This is a genomic window from Vibrio rarus (assembly GCF_024347075.1).
GTDB lineage: Bacteria > Pseudomonadota > Gammaproteobacteria > Enterobacterales > Vibrionaceae > Vibrio > Vibrio rarus.
Map to the genome: position 1 here is coordinate 2,821,363 of NZ_AP024900.1, position 25,616 is coordinate 2,846,978.

General features: G+C 44.1%; 27 protein-coding genes. 3 read left to right on the forward strand and 24 right to left on the reverse strand.

Annotated elements, in window-relative coordinates; genetic code table 11:
* Positions 1-4: 4 nt before the first annotated feature.
* Complete coding sequence (gene ilvD / locus OCU56_RS12910) at positions 5-1,846, forward strand: dihydroxy-acid dehydratase (RefSeq protein WP_261873557.1); 1,842 nt, start codon at positions 5-7, stop codon at positions 1,844-1,846.
* Positions 1,847-1,850: 4 nt separating this feature from the next.
* Complete coding sequence (gene ilvA / locus OCU56_RS12915; protein ID WP_261873558.1) at positions 1,851-3,383, forward strand: threonine ammonia-lyase, biosynthetic; 1,533 nt, start codon at positions 1,851-1,853, stop codon at positions 3,381-3,383.
* Positions 3,384-3,446: 63 nt separating this feature from the next.
* Here the strand turns inward: ilvA and OCU56_RS12920 are convergent, their stop codons facing one another.
* On the reverse strand, positions 3,447-4,223 hold the full coding sequence (locus tag OCU56_RS12920) for a transporter substrate-binding domain-containing protein (RefSeq protein ID WP_261874822.1): 777 nt from the start codon (positions 4,221-4,223) through the stop codon (positions 3,447-3,449).
* 106 nt (positions 4,224-4,329) lie between these two features.
* Between OCU56_RS12920 and OCU56_RS12925 the strand changes: the two genes are divergently transcribed.
* Entirely contained in the window at positions 4,330-5,058 is a 729-nt protein-coding gene (locus OCU56_RS12925; protein ID WP_261874823.1) for an amino acid ABC transporter permease, read from the forward strand.
* A 68-nt stretch (positions 5,059-5,126) separates the two neighbouring features.
* Here the strand turns inward: OCU56_RS12925 and glmU are convergent, their stop codons facing one another.
* From glmU to OCU56_RS13040, 23 genes are all read right to left on the reverse strand, one after another.
* Positions 5,127-6,494: a bifunctional UDP-N-acetylglucosamine diphosphorylase/glucosamine-1-phosphate N-acetyltransferase GlmU gene (glmU, locus tag OCU56_RS12930; protein WP_261873559.1), complete on the reverse strand. Its 1,368-nt coding sequence runs from the start codon at positions 6,492-6,494 to the stop codon at positions 5,127-5,129.
* A 188-nt stretch (positions 6,495-6,682) separates the two neighbouring features.
* Positions 6,683-7,105: a F0F1 ATP synthase subunit epsilon gene (locus tag OCU56_RS12935; protein ID WP_261873560.1), complete on the reverse strand. Its 423-nt coding sequence runs from the start codon at positions 7,103-7,105 to the stop codon at positions 6,683-6,685.
* 18 nt (positions 7,106-7,123) lie between these two features.
* Complete coding sequence (gene atpD, locus OCU56_RS12940; protein WP_261873561.1) at positions 7,124-8,527, reverse strand: F0F1 ATP synthase subunit beta; 1,404 nt, start codon at positions 8,525-8,527, stop codon at positions 7,124-7,126.
* Between the two features lie 35 nt (positions 8,528-8,562).
* A complete protein-coding gene (gene atpG / locus OCU56_RS12945; RefSeq protein ID WP_261873562.1) occupies positions 8,563-9,429 on the reverse strand; it encodes a F0F1 ATP synthase subunit gamma in 867 nt (288 codons plus the stop codon).
* A 44-nt stretch (positions 9,430-9,473) separates the two neighbouring features.
* On the reverse strand, positions 9,474-11,015 hold the full coding sequence (atpA, locus tag OCU56_RS12950; RefSeq protein ID WP_261873563.1) for a F0F1 ATP synthase subunit alpha: 1,542 nt from the start codon (positions 11,013-11,015) through the stop codon (positions 9,474-9,476).
* Between the two features lie 13 nt (positions 11,016-11,028).
* Positions 11,029-11,562 (reverse strand): F0F1 ATP synthase subunit delta, encoded by a 534-nt coding sequence (atpH, locus tag OCU56_RS12955; protein ID WP_261873564.1) that lies wholly within the window; start codon positions 11,560-11,562, stop codon positions 11,029-11,031.
* A gap of 14 nt (positions 11,563-11,576) precedes the next feature.
* Positions 11,577-12,047 (reverse strand): F0F1 ATP synthase subunit B, encoded by a 471-nt coding sequence (gene atpF / locus OCU56_RS12960; RefSeq protein ID WP_068697212.1) that lies wholly within the window; start codon positions 12,045-12,047, stop codon positions 11,577-11,579.
* 53 nt (positions 12,048-12,100) lie between these two features.
* Positions 12,101-12,358, reverse strand: coding sequence for a F0F1 ATP synthase subunit C (atpE, locus tag OCU56_RS12965; RefSeq protein ID WP_017029793.1), 258 nt, complete (start codon positions 12,356-12,358; stop codon positions 12,101-12,103).
* Between the two features lie 44 nt (positions 12,359-12,402).
* Positions 12,403-13,212, reverse strand: a complete 810-nt coding sequence (gene atpB, locus OCU56_RS12970) for a F0F1 ATP synthase subunit A (protein WP_261873565.1) — start codon at positions 13,210-13,212, stop codon at positions 12,403-12,405.
* A gap of 8 nt (positions 13,213-13,220) precedes the next feature.
* Positions 13,221-13,610, reverse strand: coding sequence for a F0F1 ATP synthase subunit I (locus OCU56_RS12975; RefSeq protein ID WP_261873566.1), 390 nt, complete (start codon positions 13,608-13,610; stop codon positions 13,221-13,223).
* 135 nt (positions 13,611-13,745) lie between these two features.
* Positions 13,746-14,639, reverse strand: coding sequence for a ParB/RepB/Spo0J family partition protein (locus tag OCU56_RS12980; RefSeq protein ID WP_261873567.1), 894 nt, complete (start codon positions 14,637-14,639; stop codon positions 13,746-13,748).
* Between the two features lie 24 nt (positions 14,640-14,663).
* Entirely contained in the window at positions 14,664-15,437 is a 774-nt protein-coding gene (locus OCU56_RS12985) for a ParA family protein (RefSeq protein WP_261873568.1), read from the reverse strand.
* 2 nt (positions 15,438-15,439) lie between these two features.
* Complete coding sequence (rsmG, locus tag OCU56_RS12990; RefSeq protein ID WP_261873569.1) at positions 15,440-16,081, reverse strand: 16S rRNA (guanine(527)-N(7))-methyltransferase RsmG; 642 nt, start codon at positions 16,079-16,081, stop codon at positions 15,440-15,442.
* Positions 16,078-17,979, reverse strand: coding sequence for a tRNA uridine-5-carboxymethylaminomethyl(34) synthesis enzyme MnmG (mnmG, locus tag OCU56_RS12995; protein WP_261873570.1), 1,902 nt, complete (start codon positions 17,977-17,979; stop codon positions 16,078-16,080). Before mnmG ends, rsmG begins: the two co-directional genes overlap by 4 nt.
* 476 nt (positions 17,980-18,455) lie before the next feature.
* Complete coding sequence (gene mioC, locus OCU56_RS13000) at positions 18,456-18,896, reverse strand: FMN-binding protein MioC (protein ID WP_261873571.1); 441 nt, start codon at positions 18,894-18,896, stop codon at positions 18,456-18,458.
* 2 nt (positions 18,897-18,898) lie between these two features.
* Positions 18,899-20,260: a tRNA uridine-5-carboxymethylaminomethyl(34) synthesis GTPase MnmE gene (mnmE, locus tag OCU56_RS13005; protein WP_261873572.1), complete on the reverse strand. Its 1,362-nt coding sequence runs from the start codon at positions 20,258-20,260 to the stop codon at positions 18,899-18,901.
* A 111-nt stretch (positions 20,261-20,371) separates the two neighbouring features.
* On the reverse strand, positions 20,372-22,009 hold the full coding sequence (gene yidC / locus OCU56_RS13010; protein WP_261873573.1) for a membrane protein insertase YidC: 1,638 nt from the start codon (positions 22,007-22,009) through the stop codon (positions 20,372-20,374).
* Between the two features lie 2 nt (positions 22,010-22,011).
* Positions 22,012-22,269 carry a membrane protein insertion efficiency factor YidD gene (gene yidD, locus OCU56_RS13015; RefSeq protein WP_261873574.1) on the reverse strand — a complete coding sequence of 86 codons (258 nt, stop codon included), beginning with the start codon at positions 22,267-22,269 and terminating at the stop codon, positions 22,012-22,014.
* Positions 22,236-22,559 (reverse strand): ribonuclease P protein component, encoded by a 324-nt coding sequence (gene rnpA, locus OCU56_RS13020; RefSeq protein WP_261874824.1) that lies wholly within the window; start codon positions 22,557-22,559, stop codon positions 22,236-22,238. Before rnpA ends, yidD begins: the two co-directional genes overlap by 34 nt.
* Before the next feature lie 45 nt (positions 22,560-22,604).
* Complete coding sequence (gene rpmH, locus OCU56_RS13025) at positions 22,605-22,742, reverse strand: 50S ribosomal protein L34 (RefSeq protein ID WP_004400210.1); 138 nt, start codon at positions 22,740-22,742, stop codon at positions 22,605-22,607.
* A gap of 269 nt (positions 22,743-23,011) precedes the next feature.
* Positions 23,012-23,746, reverse strand: a complete 735-nt coding sequence (locus OCU56_RS13030) for an amino acid ABC transporter ATP-binding protein (protein WP_261873575.1) — start codon at positions 23,744-23,746, stop codon at positions 23,012-23,014.
* Entirely contained in the window at positions 23,743-24,414 is a 672-nt protein-coding gene (locus OCU56_RS13035) for an amino acid ABC transporter permease (protein WP_261873576.1), read from the reverse strand. The genes OCU56_RS13030 and OCU56_RS13035 overlap by 4 nt, the downstream gene beginning before the upstream one ends.
* Before the next feature lie 96 nt (positions 24,415-24,510).
* Positions 24,511-25,272, reverse strand: coding sequence for an amino acid ABC transporter substrate-binding protein (locus tag OCU56_RS13040; protein WP_261873577.1), 762 nt, complete (start codon positions 25,270-25,272; stop codon positions 24,511-24,513).
* Between the last annotated feature and the right edge of the window lie 344 nt (positions 25,273-25,616).

The following is a 25,616-nucleotide window of genomic DNA, read 5'->3' on the forward strand; positions in this document are numbered from 1 at the left end:
AATTATGCCAATCTATCGTAGCGCAACCACAACTCACGGCCGTAACATGGCGGGTGCTCGTGCCTTATGGCGTGCAACCGGGGTCAAAGATGAAGATTTCGGTAAGCCAATTATTGCCGTTGTAAACTCATTTACTCAATTTGTACCTGGTCACGTTCACCTAAAAGACATGGGCCAACTGGTTGCTAAAGAAATTGAACAAGCAGGTGGTATTGCTAAAGAATTTAACACCATCGCCGTTGATGATGGCATTGCCATGGGTCACGGCGGTATGCTGTACTCACTGCCATCACGGGAGCTCATTGCCGATTCTGTAGAGTACATGGTCAACGCTCACTGCGCGGATGCTATGGTGTGTATCTCTAACTGTGACAAAATCACCCCAGGAATGCTCATGGCCTCTATGCGCCTTAACATTCCAGTGATCTTTGTCTCTGGTGGCCCTATGGAAGCGGGTAAAACCAAGCTTTCTGACCAAATCATCAAGCTCGACCTTGTTGATGCCATGATGCAAAGCGCCGATCCAACAGTATCGGATAAGCAAAGTGAACAAGTAGAGCGCAGTGCATGCCCTACCTGTGGTTCTTGTTCTGGCATGTTTACGGCCAACTCTATGAACTGCCTAACCGAAGCGCTAGGTCTTTCACAACCAGGTAACGGTTCAATGCTTGCCACTCACGCCGACCGTGAAGCGCTATTTATCAACGCAGGTAAACGCATTGTAGAACTCACCAAACGTTACTACGAGCAAGATGACCTCTCTGCCCTTCCCCGTAGTATTGCCACTAAACAAGCCTTTGAAAATGCCATCGCTCTAGATATTGCTATGGGTGGCTCGACCAACACCGTATTACACCTTATCGCAGCCGCTCAAGAAGGTGACGTAGACTTCACCATGCAAGATATCGATGCTATGTCTCGTCGTGTGCCTAATCTGTGTAAAGTGGCACCTTCGACACCTAAGTATCACATGGAAGATGTACACCGTGCTGGTGGTGTTATGGCCATTCTAGGTGAGCTAAACCGCGCTGGTTTATTAAACAACCAAGCACGCACCGTACTGGGCCTATCCATGGATGAGCAACTTGCTCATTACGATGTAATGCAAACCGAATCTGAAGAAGTGAAAGAGTTCTTCCGTGCCGGCCCTGCTGGCATTCGTACGACTAAAGCTTTCTCTCAAGATTGCCGCTGGGAATCTCTGGATGATGATCGCAAAGACGGTTGTATTCGCAGCAAAGAAAACGCCTATAGCCAAGATGGTGGCCTCGCGGTACTGAAAGGGAATATTGCCCTTGATGGCTGTATTGTAAAAACGGCCGGTGTTGATGAAAGCATCCTTAAATTTACTGGCCCTGCGGTCGTATTTGAAAGCCAAGAAGATGCGGTAGACGGTATCCTTGGTGGCAAAGTGAAATCAGGGGACGTCGTTGTCATTCGCTATGAAGGCCCTAAAGGTGGTCCGGGCATGCAAGAAATGCTGTACCCAACCACTTACCTAAAATCTATGGGGCTTGGCAAAGAGTGTGCGCTATTAACCGATGGTCGCTTCTCTGGTGGTACAGCGGGTCTGTCTATTGGTCACGCTTCTCCAGAAGCGGCGGCGGGTGGCATTATCGGCTTAGTCAATTCTGGGGATCTCATTGCTATTGATATTCCTAACCGTACTATCGAGCTGCAAGTGTCTGAAACTGAGTTGGCAGAACGCCGCACAGCACAAGACAAGTTAGGCTGGAAACCGGTGGTTCGACAACGTGCCGTTTCGTTTGCTCTTAAGGCTTACGCAAGCATGGCTACGAGTGCCGACAAAGGCGCAGTAAGAGACAAATCTAAGTTTGAGGAGTAAGGCGATGAGTCTTACTACCCCACTGTCTGGCGCAGATTACCTGCGCCAAGTTTTGCGAGCTCCAATCTATGAGGTGGCAACCCTAACGCCGTTGCAAGATATGCCTCGTCTATCGGAGCGTTTCGACAACCATATTCAGATCAAACGAGAAGATCGTCAGCCAGTACACTCGTTTAAGTTACGTGGCGCCTACAACATGGTGGCCAACTTAACAGAACAACAAAAACAAGCGGGTGTTATTGCGGCCTCCGCAGGAAACCATGCACAAGGCATGGCGTACTCTGGCACCAAGTTAAACATTAGCACGACCATTGTCATGCCCAAAACCACCCCAGACATTAAGGTGGATGCGGTTAAGGCATTTGGCGGAAAAGTACTGCTACACGGCAACAACTTTGATGAAGCAAAAGCCGAAGCTGAGCGTCTTTCCCAATTGCATGGCTACACCTTTGTACCTCCCTTTGATCACCATCTAGTGATTGCAGGGCAAGGGACGATTGGTATGGAGTTGATCCAGCAAAATGGTAATCTCGACTACATCTTTGTGCCTGTGGGCGGCGGCGGTTTAGCGGCAGGTATTTCAGTGTTAGTAAAACAACTGATGCCCAACATCAAGGTCATTGCTGTAGAACCAGAAGACTCAGCCTGTTTAAAAGCGGCGCTGGATGCGGGTAAACCGGTGACTTTAGATCAAGTCAGCATGTTTGCTGATGGGGTGGCCGTTAAACAAATAGGTAGCGAAACCTTCCGTTTGTGTAACGAAAATATTGATGGGCACATTACGGTTTCTAGTGATGAGATTTGTGCGGCCGTTAAAGATATTTTTGAAGACACTCGTGCTATCGCAGAGCCTTCTGGGGCGCTGGCATTAGCAGGTTTAAAAAAATATGCAGAGACACATCAATTAAAAGATAAAAACCTTACTACGGTCTTGTCAGGGGCAAATACCAACTTTCACGGGTTGCGTTACGTCTCTGAGCGTTGTGAATTAGGTGAAAAGCGCGAAGGTTTACTCGCGGTTACCATTCCAGAGCGCCCAGGGGCTTTCTTTGATTTTTGCAATATCATTGGTGGACGCGCGGTAACTGAGTTTAACTACCGTTACAACGATGATGAGCAAGCCAATATCTTTGTTGGTGTACGCTTACATGAAGGTCAAGCCGAGCTAGATGGCATCATTGCCGATCTACAAACAGGCGGATACCCTGTGGTCGATCTTTCAGATGACGAAATGGCAAAACTGCATATTCGTTACATGGTCGGCGGTAAGCCGAAAAAACCAATCCAAGAACGCTTATACAGCTTTGAGTTTCCGGAATACCCGGGAGCCTTAGTTAAATTCCTAAGCACTCTTGGTACGCATTGGAATATCAGCTTATTCAACTACCGTAATCACGGCGCCGATTATGGTCGTGTACTGTGTGGTTTTGAGTTAACTGAAGACGATATCGAGCGCTTTTCTAGTCACTTACAAGAGCTAGGCTATGGCTACAAAGATGAATCGGATAACCCGTCTTATCGTTTCTTCTTGAGTTAATTAGCCGGTATTTATAGTAAAGGCAGCCTTATGGCTGCCTTTTGTTTATTATTTTCCGTAAATTTACAGGCTAGTTAAACCCCATTTTTTAGCCGTTTTATCAAAGAAACCTTGGGTTGTTTTTAGCTCGACCCAGTGGTTCACATAGTTAATCCATACTTGGTCTTTTTGCGGTAATAGCATAGAAATTGGGGTTGGATTTTTGGGTTCTTTTACTGGAACTACCGCCAGTTGCTTGAACTTTTTCACTAATGTTGCTGCTTCCACATTTGAAGTAACGGAAACATTTGCTCGGCGCGCTAATAGCTCTTGGAAGTCTCGGGCTGGGGCTTCTATGACAATATGCTGCGCTTTAGGAAACAGCTCTTTGACCATATTTTCTTGCACTGTGCCCAGTGTCGCGGCCACTTTAATATCGGCTTGGTTAAAGTCACTCCAGTCAGAGTATTTAGCCAAATCTTTTTTCGGCACTACTGGCACAAATGCTAAGTAGAAATAAGGCTGGCTGTATCCGGCCACTTTCGCGCGAGACATGTTTAACGAAGCACTGCCTGTAATATCGTATTTATTGGCAGTAATACCGTTGACTAAGGTTTTCCAATCCGTAGCCACATACTCAACTTTTACCCCAAGATCTTTCGCAAGCTCAGTGGTGACGTCGATATCAAAACCACGATAACTGTTATCGGCGGGGTTTTTCATGGTCATAGGATTCCAATCCCCCGTAGTGCCTACCCGCAACACACCTTTGCTTAAAATATCTTGTAAACGGCTTGTTTCAGCCATTGCTGGCGATAATGTGAGTAGCGAAAGGCCCAACGCCAAAAGTAATTTCTTCATCATAAATCCCTTTAAAAGCAGTAACGTTTATTTGATGGTACTGATACCATAACAGGTTCTTATCTATTGTGTGCCTAAGGACAGCCATATTTTGAAATTAAACACTATGACCGTAGTTGCTTGCTGTCTTTTGCTCAGCGGTTGCTCTAATTATGAGTGGGGTTGGTATGTTCTTGACCCATCCACAACGCAAGGACAAACCAACTTAAAGTTTCTTATTGATGGCTTTAGCGCCACCATTAGCGTGTCGTTACTGAGCATGTTCTTTGCCATGCTGATCGGCTTTATTATTGCGCTCCCTGCCCTTTCGACTAACCCTTACCTGCGTGGCGTTAACCGCCTCTATGTAGAAGTGATCCGCGCCATTCCGGTATTAGTGTTGCTGTTATGGGTTTACTACGGCTTACCTACCTTAATGGATATTTCTTTAAACCATTATTGGGCAGGGGTAATTGCCTTATCTATAGCTGAAAGCGCCTTTATGGCCGAAGTATTCAGAGGGGGTATCCAAGCCATTCATCGCGGTCAACATGAAGCGGCTCACGCGCTGGGATTAAGCTACTGGAAAACAATGAGGCTGGTGGTCTTTCCACAAGCCCTGCGTCAAATATTGCCACCACTGGGCAACCAATTTGTATACATACTCAAAATGTCATCGCTGGTTAGCGTCATAGGTTTGAGTGATTTAACTCGGCGTGCCAATGAGTTGGTGGTTAATGAGTACTTACCATTGGAAATTTATACCTTCTTGGTTCTGGAATATTTAATTCTTATTTTAGCCGTATCACAAGGAGTGCGTTACTTAGAAAAACGCTACGCAATTCCTAACTACTAATAACGACTGGCTCAAATAAAAAACCCCGCAAATGCGGGGTTTTTGTTGATTAGGCTTTAATGCTAAGGCTATTTTTTATGCTTAACAGGACGCTGCCAATTGGCAATGCGACGCTCTTTAGCGCGAGAAATAATAAGCTCATTCTCATTCACATTTTTGGTTACTGTTGCCCCAGCACCAATGGTTGCACCATCGGCAATGGTTACAGGTGCAATTAATTGGCTATCTGAACCAACAAATACATCGTTACCAATAATGGTTTTAAACTTGTTCGCACCATCATAGTTACAAGTAATCGTGCCTGCGCCAATATTCGTACGTTGACCAATCTCAGCATCACCTAGGTAAGTAAGGTGGTTGGCTTTAGAACCTTCACCAAGGCGGGCATTTTTCACTTCGACAAAGTTCCCTACATGCGAGTCATTACATAGCTCGGCACCAGGGCGAAGACGAGAGAATGGCCCAACCGTACACTGTTCGCCAATGGTGGCATTTTCAATAACAGAGTAAGGACGTACAACGGTGTTGTCGTCAATTTCACAATCTTTTAGTACACAGCCCGCGCCAATAACGACGTTATCACCAATAGTAACACTGCCTTCAATGATCACGTTGGCATCAATTTCCACATCCATACCGCATTGCAGTGAGCCGCGTAGATCAAAACGGCTTGGGTCGCGAAGCATTACCCCTTGCTCTAGTAGCTTATCCGCTTGCATCTGTTGAAAAGCGCGTTCAAGACGAGCCAACTGGCGGCGGTCATTGACCCCTTCCACTTCGACTGCACTTGCAGGATGTACCGCTTCAATTTTCTTACCATCATTGTGTGCAGCTGCAATAATGTCGGTTAAGTAGTATTCACCTTGAGCGTTATCATTGCTTAGGTTAGACAACCAACGCTTAAGATCTTTACCATCAGCCACAAGAACGCCGGTGTTAATTTCACAAATGGCTTTTTGCTGTTCTGTTGCGTCTTTTTGCTCAACGATAGCCACCACAGAGCCGTTCTCACGAACAATACGCCCGTAGCCCATAGGATTGTCTAAAACGACGGTTAATAGCCCTACACCACCTTGTGGCTGACCGTCTAAAAGCGCTTCTACTGTTTCGCTAGTAATAAGAGGAACATCACCGTAAAGAACCAACACTTTTTCATCATCTGAAAAATGAGGTGACGCTTGATCAACGGCATGCCCAGTGCCAAGTTGATCTTTTTGCTCAACCCAATTCACAGGCTCACTGGCTAAGGTCGCTTTCATTTGATCACTGCCGTGACCAAACACTAAATGAATGTTGTTGGCCCCCAAACCTACGCAAGTATCAATAACATGCTTTGCCATTGGCTTGCCTGCTAGTGTGTGCAGTACTTTGGGCTTCTTAGAGTACATACGAGTGCCTTTACCGGCAGCCAGAATGACAGCGCTAAAATTGTTCATCACTTAATCCTTGAATACTTACAGTGAATTCTTATTGTTTTAAACCATGGAAACATCATGGGATCTTAGGATGGCATTGCCGCACCTAAGGTTACTGGCTCTATATTAACCTAAAAATATCCATTTTGGACACAAAACAAAAAGGTGACCCTAAGGTCACCTTTATCTTTACGCTATGGCTAATATGATTAGCGACGTTTTCTAGTGAGTTCTGCAACTCGTACTTGAGCCATCGCTTTAGCCAATTCACTGGCTGCCTGAGCAAAGTCCATGTCGCCGTGCTGATTGTGAATACACTCTTCAGCTTTGCGTTTGGCTTGTTCTGCTTTGGAAGCATCGATATCTTCACCACGGATGGCGGTGTCAGCTAGAACGGTAGCGTTACCAGGCTGAACTTCAACCATGCCACCAGAGACATAAATGAACTCTTCTTGGCCGTGTTGTTTTACGATGCGAACCATACCAGGAGTAATAGCGGTCAACAGCGGGGTGTGGCCATGGAAAATACCAAGCTCACCTTCGCTACCGGACACCTGGAACGTTTCTACGCGCCCAGAAAAGAGTTTTTTCTCTGCGCTTACCACGTCAAGGTGAAAGGTTATTGCTGCCATATTGCCTCCTAATCAGACTTATAGCTTCTTAGCGTTCTCTAGAGCTTGATCAATGCTACCGCAGTACATGAATGCTTGCTCTGGAATGTCGTCGTAATCACCAGCTAGTAGGCCTTTAAATCCACGTAGTGTCTCTTTAAGAGGTACGTAAACGCCTGGGTCACCCGTAAATACTTCCGCTACGTGGTAAGGCTGAGTAAGGAACTTCTCAATCTTACGTGCACGAGATACCACTTGCTTATCTTCTTCAGAAAGCTCATCCATACCTAGGATTGCGATGATATCTTTTAGCTCTTTATAGCGCTGTAGCGTAGTTTGAACGCCTGAAGCTACGTCGTAGTGCTCTTGACCAACAACCAACGGATCAAGCATACGAGATGTTGAGTCCAATGGGTCAATCGCAGGGTATAGACCCATAGCTGCGATGTTACGGCTAAGTACAACCGTTGCATCCAAGTGAGCAAACGTTGTTGCCGGAGAGGGATCCGTCAAGTCATCCGCAGGTACGTATACCGCCTGTACAGATGTGATAGAACCCGTCTTCGTTGACGTGATACGCTCCTGTAGAACACCCATCTCTTCTGCAAGAGTTGGCTGATAACCTACCGCAGATGGCATACGACCTAGAAGTGCCGATACCTCTGTACCCGCAAGGGTATAACGATAGATGTTATCTACAAAGAACAGTACATCACGGCCTTCATCACGGAAACGCTCCGCCATGGTTAGACCTGTCAATGCAACGCGCAGACGGTTACCCGGTGGCTCGTTCATCTGACCGTAAACCATTGCTACTTTTGATTCTTCAGGTTTTTCGACGTTTACAACGCCCGCTTCCTGCATCTCGTAGTAGAAGTCGTTACCTTCACGAGTACGCTCACCTACACCTGCAAATACAGATAGGCCCGAGTGCTGTAGTGCGATGTTGTTGATAAGTTCCATCATGTTGACGGTCTTACCTACACCTGCACCACCAAATAGACCGATTTTACCACCCTTAGCGAATGGGCAAACCAAGTCGATAACTTTTACACCAGTTTCTAGAAGCTCTGTCGCATTTGACTGGTCTTCATAGCTAGGTGCAGGTCGGTGAATTTCGTAATGCTCTTCAGCACCGATTTCACCACATTCATCAATCGCGTCACCAAGAACGTTCATGATACGACCAAGAGTTTTAGTACCTACTGGAACTGTAATTGGAGCACCAGTATTTGTAACATCTAGTCCACGACGTAAACCGTCTGAGCTACCCATTACGATAGTACGAACTACGCCGCCGCCTAACTGTTGCTGAACTTCAAGAACGAGACGTTCTGGAGCGTCAACTACGTTAAGTGCGTCGTATACACGTGGTACTTCGCCTTGTGGGAACTCTACGTCGACTACCGCACCGATGATCTCTACGATCTTACCTGTAGCCATTGTTAATCCTCTAAACTAATTCGTTTAACCTAAAACTAAACCGCAGCAGCACCAGAACAAATTTCTGATAGCTCTTGTGTAATCGCAGCCTGACGAGCTTTGTTATAAACAAGCTCTAAATCTTCAATCAGGTTACTTGCGTTATCCGTTGCAGCTTTCATCGCAACCATTCGTGCGGCCTGTTCACTCGCTAGGTTCTCCACCACGCCTTGATACACGCTAGATTCGATATAACGAATCAAAAGTGCATCTAGCAGAGGTTTTGGCTCTGGCTCGTAAATGTAGTCCCACTGATGGTCACGCTGCATTTCTTCGCTGTCTGATTTAGGTAAAGGCAGTAATTGATCGATCGTTGGTTCTTGAATCATAGTATTGACAAATTTATTGAACACTATAAAGAGGCGATCCAACTCACCTTCATCATATTTCTTCAACATAACACCGACAGAACCGATTAAATCTTCAAGGCTTGGCTGATCGCCTAGGCCAGAAGTTTGCGCCGATACTGTAGCGCCAGTGTTGTTAAAGAATGCTGTTGCCTTAGAGCCAATTACGGCAAGGTCAACTTCAGCACCACTTTCCTTCCAAGTTTGCATATCTATTAGGGCTTTTTTGAACAAGTTAATGTTCAAGCCACCACACAAACCACGGTCGGTAGAAACTATGATGTAACCAACACGCTTGGCTTCGCGTTCCTCTAGGTACGGATGTTTGTACTCTAGGCTACCGCTAGCCAAATGACCGATCACCTTACGCATTGTTTCTGCATACGGACGGGACGCTTCCATCGCATCTTGCGAGCGACGCATTTTTGAAGCGGCTACCATTTCCATAGCTTTCGTAATCTTCTGTGTGCTTTTAACACTACCGATTTTATTACGTATTTCTTTTGCGCCGGCCATCGTTACTCTCCGTTAGTAGGTGACTCTTACAAGTCACCAACCAATTACCAGGTTTGGGTTGCTTTGAAATCAGTGACGATTTTTTGAAGCTGAGCTTCAATGTCGTCGTTGTAAGCACCCGTTTGGTTGATCTCTTTCGCTAGATCAGCGAACTGACCATGAGCATACGACAGTAGAGCGGCTTCAAAATCTAGGATCTTATTAAGTTCAATATCCCCTAGGAAACCACGCTCAGCAGCAAAAATAACCAGTGCCTGATCGAAAACTGACATAGGAGAATATTGCTTCTGCTTCATCAGTTCGGTCACTTTAGCACCGTGGTCAAGTTGCTTCTTAGTCGTGTCATCAAGGTCTGAAGAGAACTGAGCAAATGCTGCTAGTTCGCGGTATTGAGCTAGTGCTGTACGAATACCACCAGACAGTTTCTTGATGATCTTAGTCTGCGCTGAACCACCTACGCGTGATACCGAGATACCCGGATCAACCGCTGGGCGTACGCCGGCGTTGAATAGTTCAGTTTGCAGGAAGATCTGGCCATCAGTAATCGAGATTACGTTAGTCGGTACGAATGCTGATACGTCACCAGCTTGGGTTTCGATAATAGGAAGAGCGGTCAAAGAACCTGTCTTGCCTTTTACTTCACCCTTGGTGAAACGCTCTACATACTCTTCGTTTACGCGAGCGGCACGCTCTAGTAGACGGGAGTGGAGGTAGAATACGTCACCAGGGAATGCTTCACGGCCCGGTGGACGTTTCAGTAGTAGAGAGATTTGACGGTACGCTACCGCTTGCTTAGACAAATCATCATAGATGATGAGAGCGTCTTCGCCGCGATCGCGGAAGTATTCACCCATTGCACAACCAGCATAAGGCGCTAGGTATTGCAGTGCAGCAGATTCAGATGCAGAAGCAACAACAACGATAGTGTTGGCTAATGCACCGTGCTCTTCAAGCTTACGAACCACGTTAGCGATGGTTGAAGCTTTCTGGCCGATTGCTACATATACAGAGAAAATACCTGAGTCTTTCTGGTTGATGATGGCATCGATTGCCATCGCCGTTTTACCAGTTTGACGGTCACCGATGATAAGTTCACGTTGACCACGACCGATAGGGATCATGGAGTCAACTGACTTATAACCAGTTTGTACAGGTTGGTCTACCGACTTACGGTCGATAACGCCAGGTGCAATAACTTCTACAGGAGAAGTTAGTGCTGCGTTGATCGGTCCTTTACCATCAATAGGCTCACCAAGTGTGTTTACCACACGACCTAGTAGTTCAGGGCCTACTGGCACCTCAAGGATACGACCAGTACCAGTTACTTTCATGCCTTCCTGTAGGTCAGCATACGGGCCCATTACAACCGCACCAACCGAGTCACGCTCAAGGTTAAGTGCAAGTGCATAACGGCCACTCGGTAGTTCAATCATTTCGCCCTGCATAACTTCTGCAAGGCCATGGATACGAATAATACCATCACTTACCGAGACGATAGTACCTTCGTTGCGAGCTTCATTTACAACGTTGAAAGATTCAATACGTTGTTTAATTAGATCGCTAATTTCCGTGGAATTAAGTTGCATGATCCAATCCCCATTAAGACTGCAATGCATCGCTCAGGCGGTTCAAACGACCACGCGCTGAGTTATCGATGACTAGGTCTCCGGCTCGAATAATAACCCCACCAAGTAGGGTCTCATCTATACTGCAATTCAGCTTCACTTTGCGGTCAAAGCGTTGCGCTAACTTACTTGTCATGTCGTCTTGCTGTTGTTGCGATAGCTCTGATGCAGAAATAACGTCTACATCAATACACTTATCGTGCTCTCTTCTAAGAGCTAAAAACTCAGCAAAAACATCAGGTAACGCCTTTAGTCGGCCGTTATCTGCCATTACCTTAAGTAGGTTTTGGCCATGTTCATCAAGTTGATCGCCACAAACAGCAATGAAAAGTTCAGACAATTTGTTGGCGGTTAAAGAGCCATCCAGTAAGTCTGCTATTTCATGATGTTTTGTCACTTCGGCAGAAAAACCCAGCATTTGACTCCATTGGTCTAACGCGTCTTTTTCCACCGCAAATTCGAATGCTGCTTTAGCATAGGGGCGTGCGATTGTTACCAAATCCGACATAAGCGCCCCTTGCGTTAAAGTTTTGCAGTAATGTTTTCAAGAATATCTTTTTGCGCATCTTTATCGATTGTGCGCTCCAAGATTTTCTCGGCACCAGCAATAGCCAGAGTAGCAACTTGTTTGCGCAGTTCATCGCGAGCGCGGCTACGATCAGCTTCAACTTCTGCTTCTGCTTGCGTTAAGATTTTTTGGCGTTCTGCCTGTGCATCTTCACGAGCTTCGTCAATAATTTGAGCTTTACGTTTATTCGCTGAATCGATGATCTCAGTTGCTGTGCGCTTCGCTTCTTTCAATTGTTCAGAAGCGTTGGCTTGTGCTAGGTTCAAATTTTTCTCTGCGCGTTCAGCAGCAGAGAGACCGTCAGCAATTTTCTTCTGACGTTCTTCGATTGCCTCAATGATTGGTGGCCATACATATTTCATGCAGAACCAAACAAACATGGCAAACGAGATGGCTTGACCTAGCAGAGTTGCGTTCATTTCCACAACAGCTACCCCTTTTAGTTAATCAACAAAGTTTCAGATGAATGATCGACTGATTAACCGGCTAGTTGACCGACAAATGGGTTTGCAAATGTGAATAGTAGTGCAATTACGATACCGATCATTGGGATCGCATCTAGAAGACCCGCGATGATGAACATCTTAACTTGAAGCATTGGGGCCATTTCAGGTTGACGCGCAGCGCCTTCTAGGAATTTACCACCTAGGATAGCGAAGCCAATAGCAGTACCTACTGAACACAGACCAACAATGATCGCTACAGCAACAGCAGAAAAACTCAGAACAGTTTCCATTTAAAAATTCTCCAATATTAATTTTAGAGTTTACGTTTATAAAATTAGTGATCACTATCTTCATGAGCCATCGATAGATATACGATCGTTAGCATCATAAATACAAAGGCTTGAATCAAAATAACCAAAATATGGAAGATAGCCCAAGGTAGAGAACCTACCCATTGTAAGTACCAAGGGAGCATTGCAGCACAAAGAATGAACACAACCTCACCAGCAAACATGTTGCCGAACAAACGCATACCAAGAGAAATCGGCTTCGCGAGTAGCGATACGGTTTCTAGTAACAAGTTGAACGGAATCATAAGTGGATGGTTAAAAGGATGCAGTGCTAATTCTTTAGCAAAGCCACCGATGCCTTTCACTTTGATGCTGTAGTAAATCATCAAAGCAAACACACCAAGTGCCATCGACATAGTAATACTCACGTCTGCTGTAGGAACCACCTTAAGATAAGGAATACCCATTAATTCAGCTGGATATGGTAAGAAATCGATAGGCACAAGGTCCATCAAGTTCATTAAAATAATCCACACGAATATTGTTAATGCCAACGGTGCAATCAACGGGTTGCGTCCATGGAAAGTGTCTTTTACGTTCTCACCAACGAATTCCACTACCATTTCTACAGCACATTGCAATCGGCTTGGTACACCAGTTGTCGCTTTCTTAGCTACCGAGCGAAATACCCAAAGGAATAACACACCGGTTAACACAGAAAAGAACAGGCTATCGATATGTACATTCCAGAAACTGCCCTCAGGTACAACATGTAAATTAGCTAAAGATAGATGTTGTAAGTGATGGGCAATATATTCACCGGAAGTTTTCGACGCTTCACCAGGCGTAGCCATAACTTTTCCTATTTTCTTTTGTTAATAAAAAACACTGGAGCAAACATATTTATAAGTAAGACCAGCAAATAGGTTAGCTTGAGAGGAACAAGTTCCAACTCCATATACACGTAGGCAATGGTAAACAAGACTATAGTTAGGAGTATCTTAAGCGCTTCACCTGTATAGAATGAAAAAGCGACAAACTTTACCGCTCTTGCACCTGCATACATAAACGCAAATAAAGAAAACACAGCATTGGCTATGACAAAAATGCCACCACCTATGAGTGCCGATAGCCCCCAACTAGGATTAACAGAAATGCTTATCCCAATTGCCACTAATGTAACTGCGCTTAACTCAATCATCAGCAAGCGCCTAGCAAGCACTCGCCCTGGTTTAGTTAACGCAATTACCATGTATTCTTCCTCGAAAAACAATTTCCGCTTTTGTAAAAAGCAAAAATTTCGAATTTTGTATCAAAAATCAGATATTACACGCTAATATTCACGAAAAATACCAAAAAGTAAATCTTATTTTTAATAAATGGATTATCACACGATGCGTTGAAGCTTCGCGATTAACAGTTCTAATTTGTGAGGTTCGTCAATACTAATTGTCAATTTTGCTTTACCACTTTTGTTCCTAATCAAAGAAACTTCATTTCCTAGTTGTTCTGACAATTTTTCTGACAAATTAACCGCTTCTTGATCGATGATTTTTTCATCTGTTTTTGTTGGCGGTTGAAGAGTTTTTTTGACCAGTTGTTCCGTTTGTCTCACTGTTAGTTGTTTCTTGACGGCATGTAGAGCCAATTCTACTTGCTGCTTACCGTCGATGGCTAAAAGCGCTCGAGCATGGCCCATGTCCAGCAATCCATCAGAAACCAATTTTTTCACTTCATTTTCTAACTGATTTAAACGCAATAGGTTACTCACAGCCGTTCGTGATTTACCTATTACTTCAGCAATTTGTTGATGCGATAGTTCAAATTTAGTGCGTAAGCTTTCTAAGGCATGCGCTTCTTCTACTGCATTTAGGTTTTCACGTTGAATATTCTCGATTAACGCCATGGCGATGGCGGCTTTATCTTGAACACGCTTAACCACACAAGGAACTTGAGTTAACCCAGCAAGTTTTGCTGCGCGCCAACGTCGTTCACCGGCAATAATTTCATATTTTCTGTTATCCACTTGACGAACAACAATCGGCTGGATAATACCTTGTGAACGAATAGAAGCACTTAATTCAGTTAATGCTTCTTCGTCCATGTCTGTTCGAGGCTGATAAACACCAGGTTGGAGTTGTTCAACAGCGATATCTTGCATGTCTCCGCTATTTGACGCATGGACAGGTTTTGTATCCACCGTTGGAGCACTTTTTTCTCTTGCGATTGCACTGGTTGATAACAGTGCATCTAATCCTTTACCTAAACCGCGCTTTGACATTAATTTTATTCCTCAGAAATAGTTTTAGGCTGTAACTTCATCACGGCGCAACATCTCGCCCGCAAGGGCTAAATAAGCTTTTGCTCCAGCAGAATGCTTATCATAATACATTGCTGGTTTACCGTGGCTCGGTGCTTCAGCTAAACGTACATTTCTAGGTATCACTGTACGATAAACTTTAGTGCCGAAATGTTGCTTTAATTGATCGGAAACCTCATTTGAGAGACGGTTTCGAGGATCGAACATTGTGCGCAACAACCCTTCTATTTTTAAGTTTTCATTCACAACTGCAGCTAACTTGCTGATGGTATCCATCAATGCGGTTAATCCTTCAAGGGCGAAATACTCGCACTGCATAGGCACTAACACTGAATCGGACGCCGCCATTGCATTAATGGTCAGCAGGTTTAATGACGGTGGGCAATCAATAAAAATAAAGTCATAGTTGTCTCGGACACTGGCCAAGGCGTTCTTTAGCCTCACCTCACGAGCAAATACTTCCATTAGTTTGATTTCTGCCGCAGTCACATCTCCGTTTGCTGCAATTAAATCGTAGCCACCGGTTGGTGAGCGTGTTACCACCTCTGCAAAAGGGGTTTCTTCTACCAACAAGTCATAAGCTGTCGTTTCGATTTGATACTTATCCACTCCGCTTGCCATAGTGGCATTGCCTTGAGGATCGAGATCAATAACTAAAACGTTGCGTTGAGTTGCGGCCATTGAGGCAGCTAAGTTAACGCAGGTTGTGGTTTTGCCTACACCACCTTTTTGATTGGCAATCGATATTATTTTTCCCACGCTCAAACTCTTCTCTGATCTTGGTCTTGTAAGACTACAAGATGTCGCTCACCATCGAGCTCAGGTACTGTCAAAGGTTTGACGCTGATCACGTTACACCAATCAGGCAGTTGATCGATTTCTTGTTGCGAAGCTTGCCCTTTTAAGGCCATAAACACGCCAGATTGGTCTTTGGGCAAATGACGACACCAAGTCACCATGTCAGTCATTGAAGCAAATGCTCGACTTAATACTGCATCAAACTTCTGCTGTGGCTGAAACTCTTCAACTCGGCTAAGAACGGTTGTTACATTTGTAATTTTAAGTTCGTGCAATACTTGTTTGATAAAGCGAATACGCTTACCAAGACTATCTAACAAGAAAAATTCGCAATCGGGATTCATAATTGCCAATGGAACACCGGGTAAACCAGGGCCTGTCCCCACATCAATAAATCGTTGCCCCTGTAAGTGAGGAGAAACCACAATACTGTCCATAATATGCTTAATTAACATATCCTGTGGATTGCGTACTGACGTTAAGTTGTAGGCTTTATTCCATTTGTTCAATAGTTCCACATAGCCGACTAATTGATCAATTTGTTTTGGTGAAACCGTCAATTCTGTTTTTGCAATAAGTAATTCGAGTTGTTGATGTAAACTCATTTTGCATTTTCCTCGCCTTTCTTCAACAAACCTTGTTTTTTTAAACACACTAACAAAATTGAGATGGCCGCTGGTGTAATACCTGATATGCGAGAGGCAATACCAATGGTTTCAGGCTTAGTATCACTCAGCTTAGCCACCACTTCATTGGATAGGCCAGACACAGTGGTATAATCAAAATCCACTGGTATTTGAGTATTTTCGTGACGCATAGATTTAGCGATCTCATCTTGTTGACGCTGAATATAGCCTTCGTACTTCACTTGAATTTCCACTTGTTCAGAAGCTTGTTGATCCTCAAGAGCCGGAGCAAACGTTTCTAGCTCTGTCAGTTTTTGATAAGTGAGTTCAGGTCTACGCAAAAGATCTTCACCGCTGGCTTCTCGGGTCAACGGTGTTTTTAACAAGTTATTGAGCTCAGCCACGCCTTCTGATTTTGGATTAACCCAAATGCTGGCGATTCGTTGACGCTCAATTTGCATGCTTTCCATTTTTTGGTTGAATCGCGCCCAGCGCTGTTCAGAAATCAAACCCAGTTGATGGGCTTTTTCTGTTAAGCGAATATCGGCGTTGTCTTCACGAAGCAACAAGCGATATTCCGCACGAGAGGTAAACATGCGATACGGTTCTTTGGTGCCCATGGTTGATAGGTCATCAATCAATACCCCCATGTAAGCCTGATCACGACGCGGTGACCAACCTTCTTTTTCTTGAGAATACAAACTGGCGTTCAAACCGGCCATTAGACCTTGAGCTGCGGCTTCTTCGTAACCGGTCGTACCATTGATTTGCCCAGCTAAGAACAAGCCTTGAATAAATTTTGTCTCATAAGTGTGCTTCAAATCTCTAGGATCAAAGAAATCATATTCAATGGCGTAACCAGGACGAACAATGTGCGCATTTTCAAAGCCTTTCATGGAACGAACGATCTGCACTTGCACATCAAATGGCAAGCTGGTTGAGATTCCGTTTGGATACAGTTCGTGAGTACTTAGCCCTTCTGGCTCAATGAAAATTTGATGACTGTTTTTATCGGCAAAGCGCATGACTTTGTCTTCGATAGATGGACAGTATCTAGGACCAATGCCTTCTATAACCCCAGCATACATAGGGCTGCGGTCTAAATTATTGCGAATCACTTCATGGGTTGCTTCATTGGTGTGCGTGATATAGCAAGGCACTTGTTGTGGCTGTTGGCTACGATTTCCCATAAACGAGAATACGGGTGTGGGATTATCACCGTGCTGTACATCTAGCTGACTAAAATCGACGCTGCGAGCATCAATTCTTGGTGGTGTTCCTGTTTTTAGTCGATCCACACGGAATGGAAGATCACGTAATCGTTGCGCTAGGGCGATCGAAGAAGGATCGCCTGTACGGCCTCCTGAGGCACTTTCCATTCCAATATGGATCTTGCCACCTAAAAACGTACCTACCGTCAGTACTACGGCTTTGGCTTCGAATTTGAGGCCCATTTGTGTGATAACACCCTTAACTTGATCGTTGTGTACGATCAGATCATCCACGGATTGTTGAAACAAGGTGAGATTGGGGGTGTTTTCTAATTCTGATCTTACAAATGCTTTGTATAACGCTCGATCCGCCTGAGCACGAGTGGCTCGTACCGCTGGACCTTTTGAAGCATTGAGAGTTCTAAATTGAATGCCAGCGTGATCAATGGCGCGAGCCATCAGTCCACCCATAGCATCCACTTCTTTCACGAGATGGCCTTTGCCAATACCACCAATGGCGGGATTACAAGACATTTGACCTAAAGTATCAATATTGTGAGTCAACAGAAGTGTCTTTTGGCCTGTTCTAGCCGCTGATAGTGCCGCTTCAGTACCAGCATGACCACCACCAACGATGATGACATCAAATTTTTCGTGATAAAGCATGAGTTGACCTCGAATATCGCATTCGTGAAATGAGTGAACAAAAAGGAGGCATATTCTACCTTCTTTCTGATCATTAGAAAATTGCTTTTAATTTTTTACACAATTTCCCTTCGCTTAAATATATATAAGATCTTTATATAGATCTTTTATTAGATCTATTATTAAGCAAGAGATCCATTGTGGATAACTGGTATTTGATCAATAAGATCAAGGGGTTTTAGAGGATCACTTGTTGTGATCTCAACGGGATCTTACTCTGTATTAACTGGGATCAAAATAGGCACTTATGCACAGGGGTAGGGATCGCACTAAGTTGTTATAGGGATAACTATAGGTTGATCACTGAATACCTATGTAGTTATCCACAGAAAATAATTGTATTGGCTGGTTGTTTTATAAGCAAATGGAAGGAAAAAACAAAAGCCGTTGTGCTTTTTAGGGCAGCAACGGCTTTAAATGGGAGATGATTGGAGGGATTAAAAGAGGTCTTTATGGTCTTCAAACCAATCTTCAACGGCTTCTTCTGGTACTGGGTGACGCAATACATCGATAGTTAAGCACTCAGATAATGCGGTTGCACCTATCTCTTCTAGCAGTTCATGGCAGTGCAGACCTGCGCCACAAAAGGTATCGTAACTGGAGTCACCAATGGCGATAACCATGTAGTTTAGTGCTTTGGTATTAGGGGGAGTTTGCTGTAATTGAGCAATAAAAGGTTGGATGTTATCGGGATAGTCACCCGCTCCATGAGTGGAGGTAACGATCAGCCAAGTCCCTTCGGTTGGGATTTCTTGTAGGTTCGGTTGGTTATGAATCGAGGTATCTATTCCCATTTCTTGGAATAAATCATTGAGATGATCGGCCACATATTCAGCACCACCTAGCGTACTGCCAGTGATCAATTGAATGCTAGACATAGTTATTTCCCTATACAGAATGATGAAAAGATGCGACCCAGGAGGTCATCCGAGTTGAACTCTCCTGTGATCTCATTGAGGTGTTGCTGAGTAATTCTAAGTTCTTCCGCTAGAATTTCACCTGCCAAATAACCCTCTAATTGCTGTTGGCCTATGCTCAGGTGTTGGGCGGCTTTATCCAGTGCATCTAAGTGTCTACGGCGAGCCATAAAGCCTCCCTCGGTGTTACCAGAGAAGCCCATGCACTCTTTAAGGTGTGTGCGTAGTGCATCGATACCTTGGCCTGTCTTGGCACTGAGACGAATTAATGTCGGATCATTAACGTGACAAATACCAAGGGATTCTTTGGTTTGATCGACTTTGTTGCGAATGACCGTCATTCCCATGTTATCGGGCAGTCGATCAACAAAATCTGGCCAAATTTGTTGAGGGTCAGTGGCGTCTGTTGTGGTGCCATCAACCATAAATAATACTCGGTCGGCTTGCTCAATTTCTTCCCAAGCGCGCTCAATACCAATTTTTTCTACTTCATCAGACGCTTCTCTTAACCCCGCGGTATCTATGATGTGCAGTGGCATGCCTTCTATGTGCACATGCTCTCTAAGGACGTCTCGGGTAGTGCCTGCTATGTCGGTGACTATGGCTGAGTCTTTACCTGAAAGGGCATTGAGTAGGCTAGATTTGCCTGCGTTAGGACGACCGGCAATCACCACCTTCATGCCTTCACGCATAATGGAGCCTTGCTTTGCCTGTGCTCGCACTGCTTCAAGGTTGTTGATGATAGTTTGTAAGTCAGTACTTACTTTACCATCAGCTAAAAAGTCGATTTCTTCTTCTGGAAAATCGATAGCCGCTTCAACATAAATACGCAGATGAATTAACGACTCTACAAGGGTGGTAATGCGTTTTGAAAATTCCCCCTGCAGTGATTGCAATGCCGATTTAGCCGCTTCTTCTGAGCTGGCATCAATTAAATCGGCGATGGCTTCGGCTTGGGTTAAATCCATCTTATCGTTTAAGAAGGCGCGCTCAGAAAACTCTCCGGGGCGAGCTGGACGAATGTTAGGAATAGATAGGATACGTTTGATGAGCATATCCATAACCACCGGGCCACCGTGACCTTGCAGCTCTAATACGTCTTCACCAGTGAATGAGTTAGGGTTTGGAAAGTACAGCGCTATGCCTTGATCGAGCTGTACGCCTGCATCGTCAACAAACGGCAGGTATTCCGCTTTTCTTGGTTGCAGTTCTCGTCCAACTACTAACTTTGCCACTTGATTAGCTTGTGGGCCCGAAACTCGAATTATGCCGACTCCGCCACGTCCTGGCGCTGTGGCTTGAGCCACGATGGTATCGTTAGTCATGTTCGTCTCAATTGGAATAATTAGGTAAATTGTATACAGATACCCATAGTAGTAAATAAAAAGGCGACCCTAAGGTCGCCTTCTGTTGATTAATATAGGCTAACTTAAGCTCTATTTCTTAGAGTGTAAGCCTTTTTTCTCTAGACCTCGGTAGATCAACGTTTGCTGAATCAGCGTAACAACGTTTGATACCAACCAGTATAGAACTAGACCGGATGGGAACCAAAGGAAGAAGAAAGTAAACATAACCGGCATAAAGGTCATGATCTTCTGCTGCATTGGATCCGTTACCGTAGTCGGACTCATTCTCTGAATCATAAACATACTTGCACCCATTAATAGAGGCAGGATGTAGTACGGGTCTTGTGCTGAAAGGTCAGTGATCCAACCGAAGAACGGTGAGTGACGCAATTCAACAGATTCCATCAATGCCCAGTATAGGGAGATGAAGATAGGCATTTGCAGAATAAGAGGTAAACAGCCACCAAGTGGGTTCACTTTCTCTTCTTTATACAGTGCCATCATCTCTTGGCTCATACGCTGACGGTCATCGCCGATACGTTCACGCATTGCAGCCAGTTTTGGTTGCAGCATGCGCATTTTAGCCATTGAGGTGTACTGAGCTTTAGTCAGTGGGTACATAGCACCACGAACGATGAAGGTGAGCACCATGATTGCTAGACCCCAGTTAATCACTACGCTTTGAATCATAGAGAGTAACCAGTGAAGTGGTTTAGCGATGAACCATAGCCAACCGTAGTCCACAACAAGTTCAAGGTTTGGAGCGACTGCAGCCATTTCTTTTTGCAGTTTAGGACCAACCCAAAGTGTTGCTTTCATTTCACCTGTGTCACCGTTGGCGATGGTTTTATTCGGCATGCGAACACCCATGTCACCAAGGTTACCAACAACGCGAGAGTAAAGGTTTGCACCTTTTGCATCACGAGGAATCCATGCAGAAGCAAAGTAGTGCTGAAGCATAGCAACCCAACCTTCACCATTAGTTAGGTTTTGTTGTAGGTTGCGGTCTTGCATGTTGTCAAAGCTGTACTTCTTATAGCGAGTAGACTCAGTTGAGTAAGCACCACCACGATAAGTAGGCATGGTCAGGCTACCGCCAGAATCTTTTACGCTCTCACGTAGGTGAGCATACATACCAACGGTAGCATTTGCGCCCGAGTTGTTTGCTATATCGTACATAACGTCAATAGCGTAGCTACCACGTTTTAGAACGAAGGTTTTGGTGTACTGAATACCGTTAGCTGTGTACGTCATAGGTACACGCAATTCATCTTGACCATCAGCTATAGTGAAGCTTTTCGCATCCACTGTGTATTGTGGGCGAGAGTTGCTGCTTAGGTCGATCCCTTGAGGACCAATCAGACCACTTTGCGCAATGTATTGGTCATTGCCATTTTTGCTCAAAAGAGTGAAGCGTTCTTCTGAACCAAAGTCTTTAGCGTAGTTATTTAGTTTTGCGGAAACTACATCACCACCGACAGCATCGATAGACAGAGTAAGTACGTCTGTTTTAACGGATACAATATTTGCCTTCTGGTGCGATTCTGGAGCAGGATCTGCCATTTCATCCGTAAATGAAGGAGCTGGCAATGTACTATTACTTGCAGTACTTGATTGTGCCTGGTTAGTCGCAGGAGCTACTGGGTTTTGATCGGTTTGCCATTGTTTAAATAGCAAGAACGAAACCATAGCTAATGCGATAAACAGAATATTACGTTGAGAACCCATCGTTATTTATCTCTGTTTGTTGTGTTATTAGGTGGTACAGGGTCGTATCCGCCATCATTATAAGGGTGGCATTTTAATAGACGTTTGCCCGATAACCAACACCCTTTTACAAATCCGTGACTTTTTAATGCCAAGATTGCGTATTCGGAGCAGGTTGGGGTAAAACGACAACGTGGTCCGATGAACGGACTGATGCCAACTCTGTATAGGTAAACTAGACCTACCGCTATCCACGCGAGGGGCGAGAAAGTTTTTGCCATAGTTTATCAAAGAGTTTAAACATATCATCATTGCTTAATTCTTGGGCACTTTTCTTTGCGATAACAACAAAATCTTTGTTAGCAAGTTTATGCTGATTAAGACGGAAGCTTTCTCGTGCAATTCTCTTGAACCTATTACGGCCAACAGCAGTTTTAATCTGTTTTTTAGGAACAGCTAATCCGAGTCTAGGATGTGACAGAGAGTTTTTACGAGCGATGATTGTAAAATGAGGGGAACCAGCTCTGTGAGCTTTTTCAAAGACGTTTTGATAATGCTCGGGAGTTAACAGACGTAACTCCCGATTGAACGCGTACGTAGTCAAAATAATCGCGAATTATTTTGAAAGGCGCGCACGGCCTTTTGCACGACGTGCATTAATAACTTTACGACCGTTCTTAGTAGCCATACGAGCACGGAAACCGTGAGTACGTTTACGCTTTAGAACTGAAGGTTGAAAAGTGCGTTTAGACATGGTTATTACCTTTACTGATCAGTAGTTTTTAGGTTCTTGTTAAACCCGACGTGGGCTATAAAATCTCTCTCTATATAAGAGGGATACCGACGTCTCTCAACAAAGAGGCGGAATTGTAATCACTGTCCTTAAAATAGTCAATGATTGGTTTAACTCAAAAGCAAGTTATCTGTTATCTCATTCTATAAAATAGAGGCTATAAACAGCACTTGCTCTGAAATTCCGGTCGACGGATTATACTTGTAATAAAACAAATCACAAGGATCTTATTAGATCCCCACTTGATTTAAAAACTTTTTCAAGCGAGGATCTTGCGGATTACCAAAGATATCCTCAGGTTTTCCTTGTTCTACGATATTGCCTTCTGCCATAAAGATCACGCGATCGGCGACTTCTCTAGCAAATTGCATTTCGTGAGTGACCACCAGCATGGTTTGATGCTGAGCGGCTAATTTCTTCATTAAACTCAATACTTCTCCTACCCATTCAGGGTCAAGAGCTGAGGTGGGTTCATCAAATAATAGCAGTTCTGGCTTAAGTGCCATAGCTCGGCCAATACCAACACGTTGCTGCTGACCGCCTGATAGCGAGGCTGGGTAGCTGTCGCCTTTATCGCTTAAGCCAATATCATCTAATATTTGTTGTGCTTTTTGTAGCGCTTGTTCTTTTTTCCAGCCTTGAACTGTGATTAGGCCCTCTGCGATATTTTGTCGTGCTGTCATGTGGGCAAATAAGGCATAGTTTTGGAATACGAAGCCTGTTTTGCGTCTTAATGCTAACTCTTCTGCTTTAGTGTACTTCTCACAGTTAACATAAGTGTCGTCAATGCTGATTTGTCCTTGTTCGGCACGCTCTAAAAAGTTGACACAGCGTAATAATGTGGACTTGCCTGTGCCACTAGAGCCGATAATAACGATGATTTCACCTTTATTAATATCGATATCGATACCTTTTAGGATTTCACTATCAGCAAAACGTTTATGGATATTTTTAAGTTTAATCATCTTTCGTAGGCCTTATTCAATCTTTTTTCTGCCCAAATTTGTACTCGGGTAAGTACGATAACGACCGCCCAGTAAATAAGTGCAACGGCAAGAAATGCTTCGAAAAAGCGAAAACTGGAAGACGCTTCCATTTGTGCTTTTGCCATAATCTCTGCCACGCCCAAGGTAAATGCCAGCGAGGTGGATTTGATCATGTCGATGAAATAGTTCATTAACGAGGGTAGGGCGACACGAGTGGCTTGAGGCAATATGACTCTTTGCATAGCTTGACGTTTGGTCATACCGATAGACAAGCACGCTTCCATCTGGCTACGGTCAATGCCTATGATGGCCGCACGAATACTTTCCGTCATATAGGCGGCAAAGTGTAAGGTTAATCCAATGACAGCAGCACTGAAAGCATCAAGACCGACTAAAATAGGGAATATTTGTGGAAGACCATAATAAAGCAGGAACAACTGTACCAATAATGGTGTTCCGCGGAAGAAGCTAATATACAGTTGGCTAATTTGATCCAATACTGGAACTTTAAATACTCGTATATTGGCTAAAATAACCGCAAAAATTAGGGCAAATATCCCACCGAGAACGGCCATCTCCATTGTTATATGCAAATACTTCAATAGTATTGGCAATAACTCCAGCAAGTAATTGAAATCAAATCCCATTTTTTATATCTCGTTTGGAAAAAACAAAACCCACTACCTCTTAAGAAATAGTGGGCTCTAAGCTTTATTTAGCTTAGTTAACTTTATATAGCAGCACTATTTTTTAGTGATATCAGCGCCAAACCATTTTTCAGAAATTTTCGCTAAAGTACCATCTTTGCGCATTGCATCAAGGGCAGCATTGACTTCTTTTTGCAGTTTTTGGCCTTTTTCATTGTTAACGAAAGGCATTGCATTTTCGATGGTTTTAAATGGTGTGCCCGCTAATTGCAGTGGTAAACCCGTCTTTTTAATCAGTGCTAGAGCAGACAAGCGATCCATTACAAAGGCATCGGCGCGACCAAGGGCAACATCATGTTCAATACCTGTATCGTAGGTCTTAATGTTGATTTTATGGTCTTTGTCGTAGTCGCGAATAAGTTGCTCGAAGTTTGAGCCAAGGTTCACTGCGACAGTTTTACCTGCGAGATCATCAATGCTTTGAATGCTGTCATTGCCTTTACGTACTGTAATTTGTGCGCCATCTACAACATAAGGGTCTGACATAAGGTATTTAGCTTTGCGCGCATCTGTAATAGTGACTTGATTTGAAATTGTGTCAATGCGACCGGTTTCTAACATACCAAATAGGCCAGAGAAGCTTGATGTAACGTATTTCACATCATAATCATTACGGACACCAATTTCGTCCCAAATATCCACTTCAAACCCTTGAAGTTTATCTTTCTCTACAAAAGTAAATGGGAAGTAACGGCCTGACATGCCCACTTTTACTTCTGTTGTTGCAGCGTGAACTGCTTGACCTAAGCTTGCAACTAATGCTGTTGCGTAAATTAACCCTTTCACCCAGTTTTTCATTTTACTACTCCTAGTGATTATGTGGGGAATATTACATCTAAGCGGATACTATGATAATAACTAAACGGTATAAGCAATAACCGACACTGGTTGAATATGAATGCGGTTGCATTGCTTGGTTATGAAGAAAAATTGTGGGGATAACCTGAGATTAAATCTTAAGGATCATGCTTTTTTGGTATAGCTCTGTGGGTAATCATGTAGATCTAGGGTTATTCTCACTATAAATTGTGAATAACTTGGATCTTATACACTGGATCTTTGAACATTTGCTAGCGATCTTAGTAATCTGGGGGTAAAATTACTGTCCTTTTTATTCTTTCCTAACGTATTGTGGGGTCGAT

Excerpts from the sequence above, each read along its gene's own strand:
- ilvD (WP_261873557.1), top strand. The coding sequence starts at position 5 with ATGCCAATCTATCGTAGCGCAACCACAACTCACGGCCGTAACATGGCG.
- ilvA (WP_261873558.1), top strand. The coding sequence starts at position 1,851 with ATGAGTCTTACTACCCCACTGTCTGGCGCAGATTACCTGCGCCAAGTT.
- OCU56_RS12920 (WP_261874822.1), bottom strand. The coding sequence starts at position 4,223 with ATGAAGAAATTACTTTTGGCGTTGGGCCTTTCGCTACTCACATTATCG.
- OCU56_RS12925 (WP_261874823.1), top strand. The coding sequence starts at position 4,330 with ATGACCGTAGTTGCTTGCTGTCTTTTGCTCAGCGGTTGCTCTAATTAT.
- glmU (WP_261873559.1), bottom strand. The coding sequence starts at position 6,494 with ATGAACAATTTTAGCGCTGTCATTCTGGCTGCCGGTAAAGGCACTCGT.
- OCU56_RS12935 (WP_261873560.1), bottom strand. The coding sequence starts at position 7,105 with ATGGCAGCAATAACCTTTCACCTTGACGTGGTAAGCGCAGAGAAAAAA.
- atpD (WP_261873561.1), bottom strand. The coding sequence starts at position 8,527 with ATGGCTACAGGTAAGATCGTAGAGATCATCGGTGCGGTAGTCGACGTA.
- atpG (WP_261873562.1), bottom strand. The coding sequence starts at position 9,429 with ATGGCCGGCGCAAAAGAAATACGTAATAAAATCGGTAGTGTTAAAAGC.
- atpA (WP_261873563.1), bottom strand. The coding sequence starts at position 11,015 with ATGCAACTTAATTCCACGGAAATTAGCGATCTAATTAAACAACGTATT.
- atpH (WP_261873564.1), bottom strand. The coding sequence starts at position 11,562 with ATGTCGGATTTGGTAACAATCGCACGCCCCTATGCTAAAGCAGCATTC.
- atpE (WP_017029793.1), bottom strand. The coding sequence starts at position 12,358 with ATGGAAACTGTTCTGAGTTTTTCTGCTGTTGCTGTAGCGATCATTGTT.
- atpB (WP_261873565.1), bottom strand. The coding sequence starts at position 13,212 with ATGGCTACGCCTGGTGAAGCGTCGAAAACTTCCGGTGAATATATTGCC.
- OCU56_RS12975 (WP_261873566.1), bottom strand. The coding sequence starts at position 13,610 with ATGGTAATTGCGTTAACTAAACCAGGGCGAGTGCTTGCTAGGCGCTTG.
- OCU56_RS12980 (WP_261873567.1), bottom strand. The coding sequence starts at position 14,639 with ATGTCAAAGCGCGGTTTAGGTAAAGGATTAGATGCACTGTTATCAACC.
- rsmG (WP_261873569.1), bottom strand. The coding sequence starts at position 16,081 with ATGAGTTTACATCAACAACTCGAATTACTTATTGCAAAAACAGAATTG.
- mnmG (WP_261873570.1), bottom strand. The coding sequence starts at position 17,979 with ATGCTTTATCACGAAAAATTTGATGTCATCATCGTTGGTGGTGGTCAT.
- mioC (WP_261873571.1), bottom strand. The coding sequence starts at position 18,896 with ATGTCTAGCATTCAATTGATCACTGGCAGTACGCTAGGTGGTGCTGAA.
- mnmE (WP_261873572.1), bottom strand. The coding sequence starts at position 20,260 with ATGACTAACGATACCATCGTGGCTCAAGCCACAGCGCCAGGACGTGGC.
- yidC (WP_261873573.1), bottom strand. The coding sequence starts at position 22,009 with ATGGGTTCTCAACGTAATATTCTGTTTATCGCATTAGCTATGGTTTCG.
- yidD (WP_261873574.1), bottom strand. The coding sequence starts at position 22,269 with ATGGCAAAAACTTTCTCGCCCCTCGCGTGGATAGCGGTAGGTCTAGTT.
- rpmH (WP_004400210.1), bottom strand. The coding sequence starts at position 22,742 with ATGTCTAAACGCACTTTTCAACCTTCAGTTCTAAAGCGTAAACGTACT.
- OCU56_RS13030 (WP_261873575.1), bottom strand. The coding sequence starts at position 23,746 with ATGATTAAACTTAAAAATATCCATAAACGTTTTGCTGATAGTGAAATC.
- OCU56_RS13035 (WP_261873576.1), bottom strand. The coding sequence starts at position 24,414 with ATGGGATTTGATTTCAATTACTTGCTGGAGTTATTGCCAATACTATTG.
- OCU56_RS13040 (WP_261873577.1), bottom strand. The coding sequence starts at position 25,272 with ATGAAAAACTGGGTGAAAGGGTTAATTTACGCAACAGCATTAGTTGCA.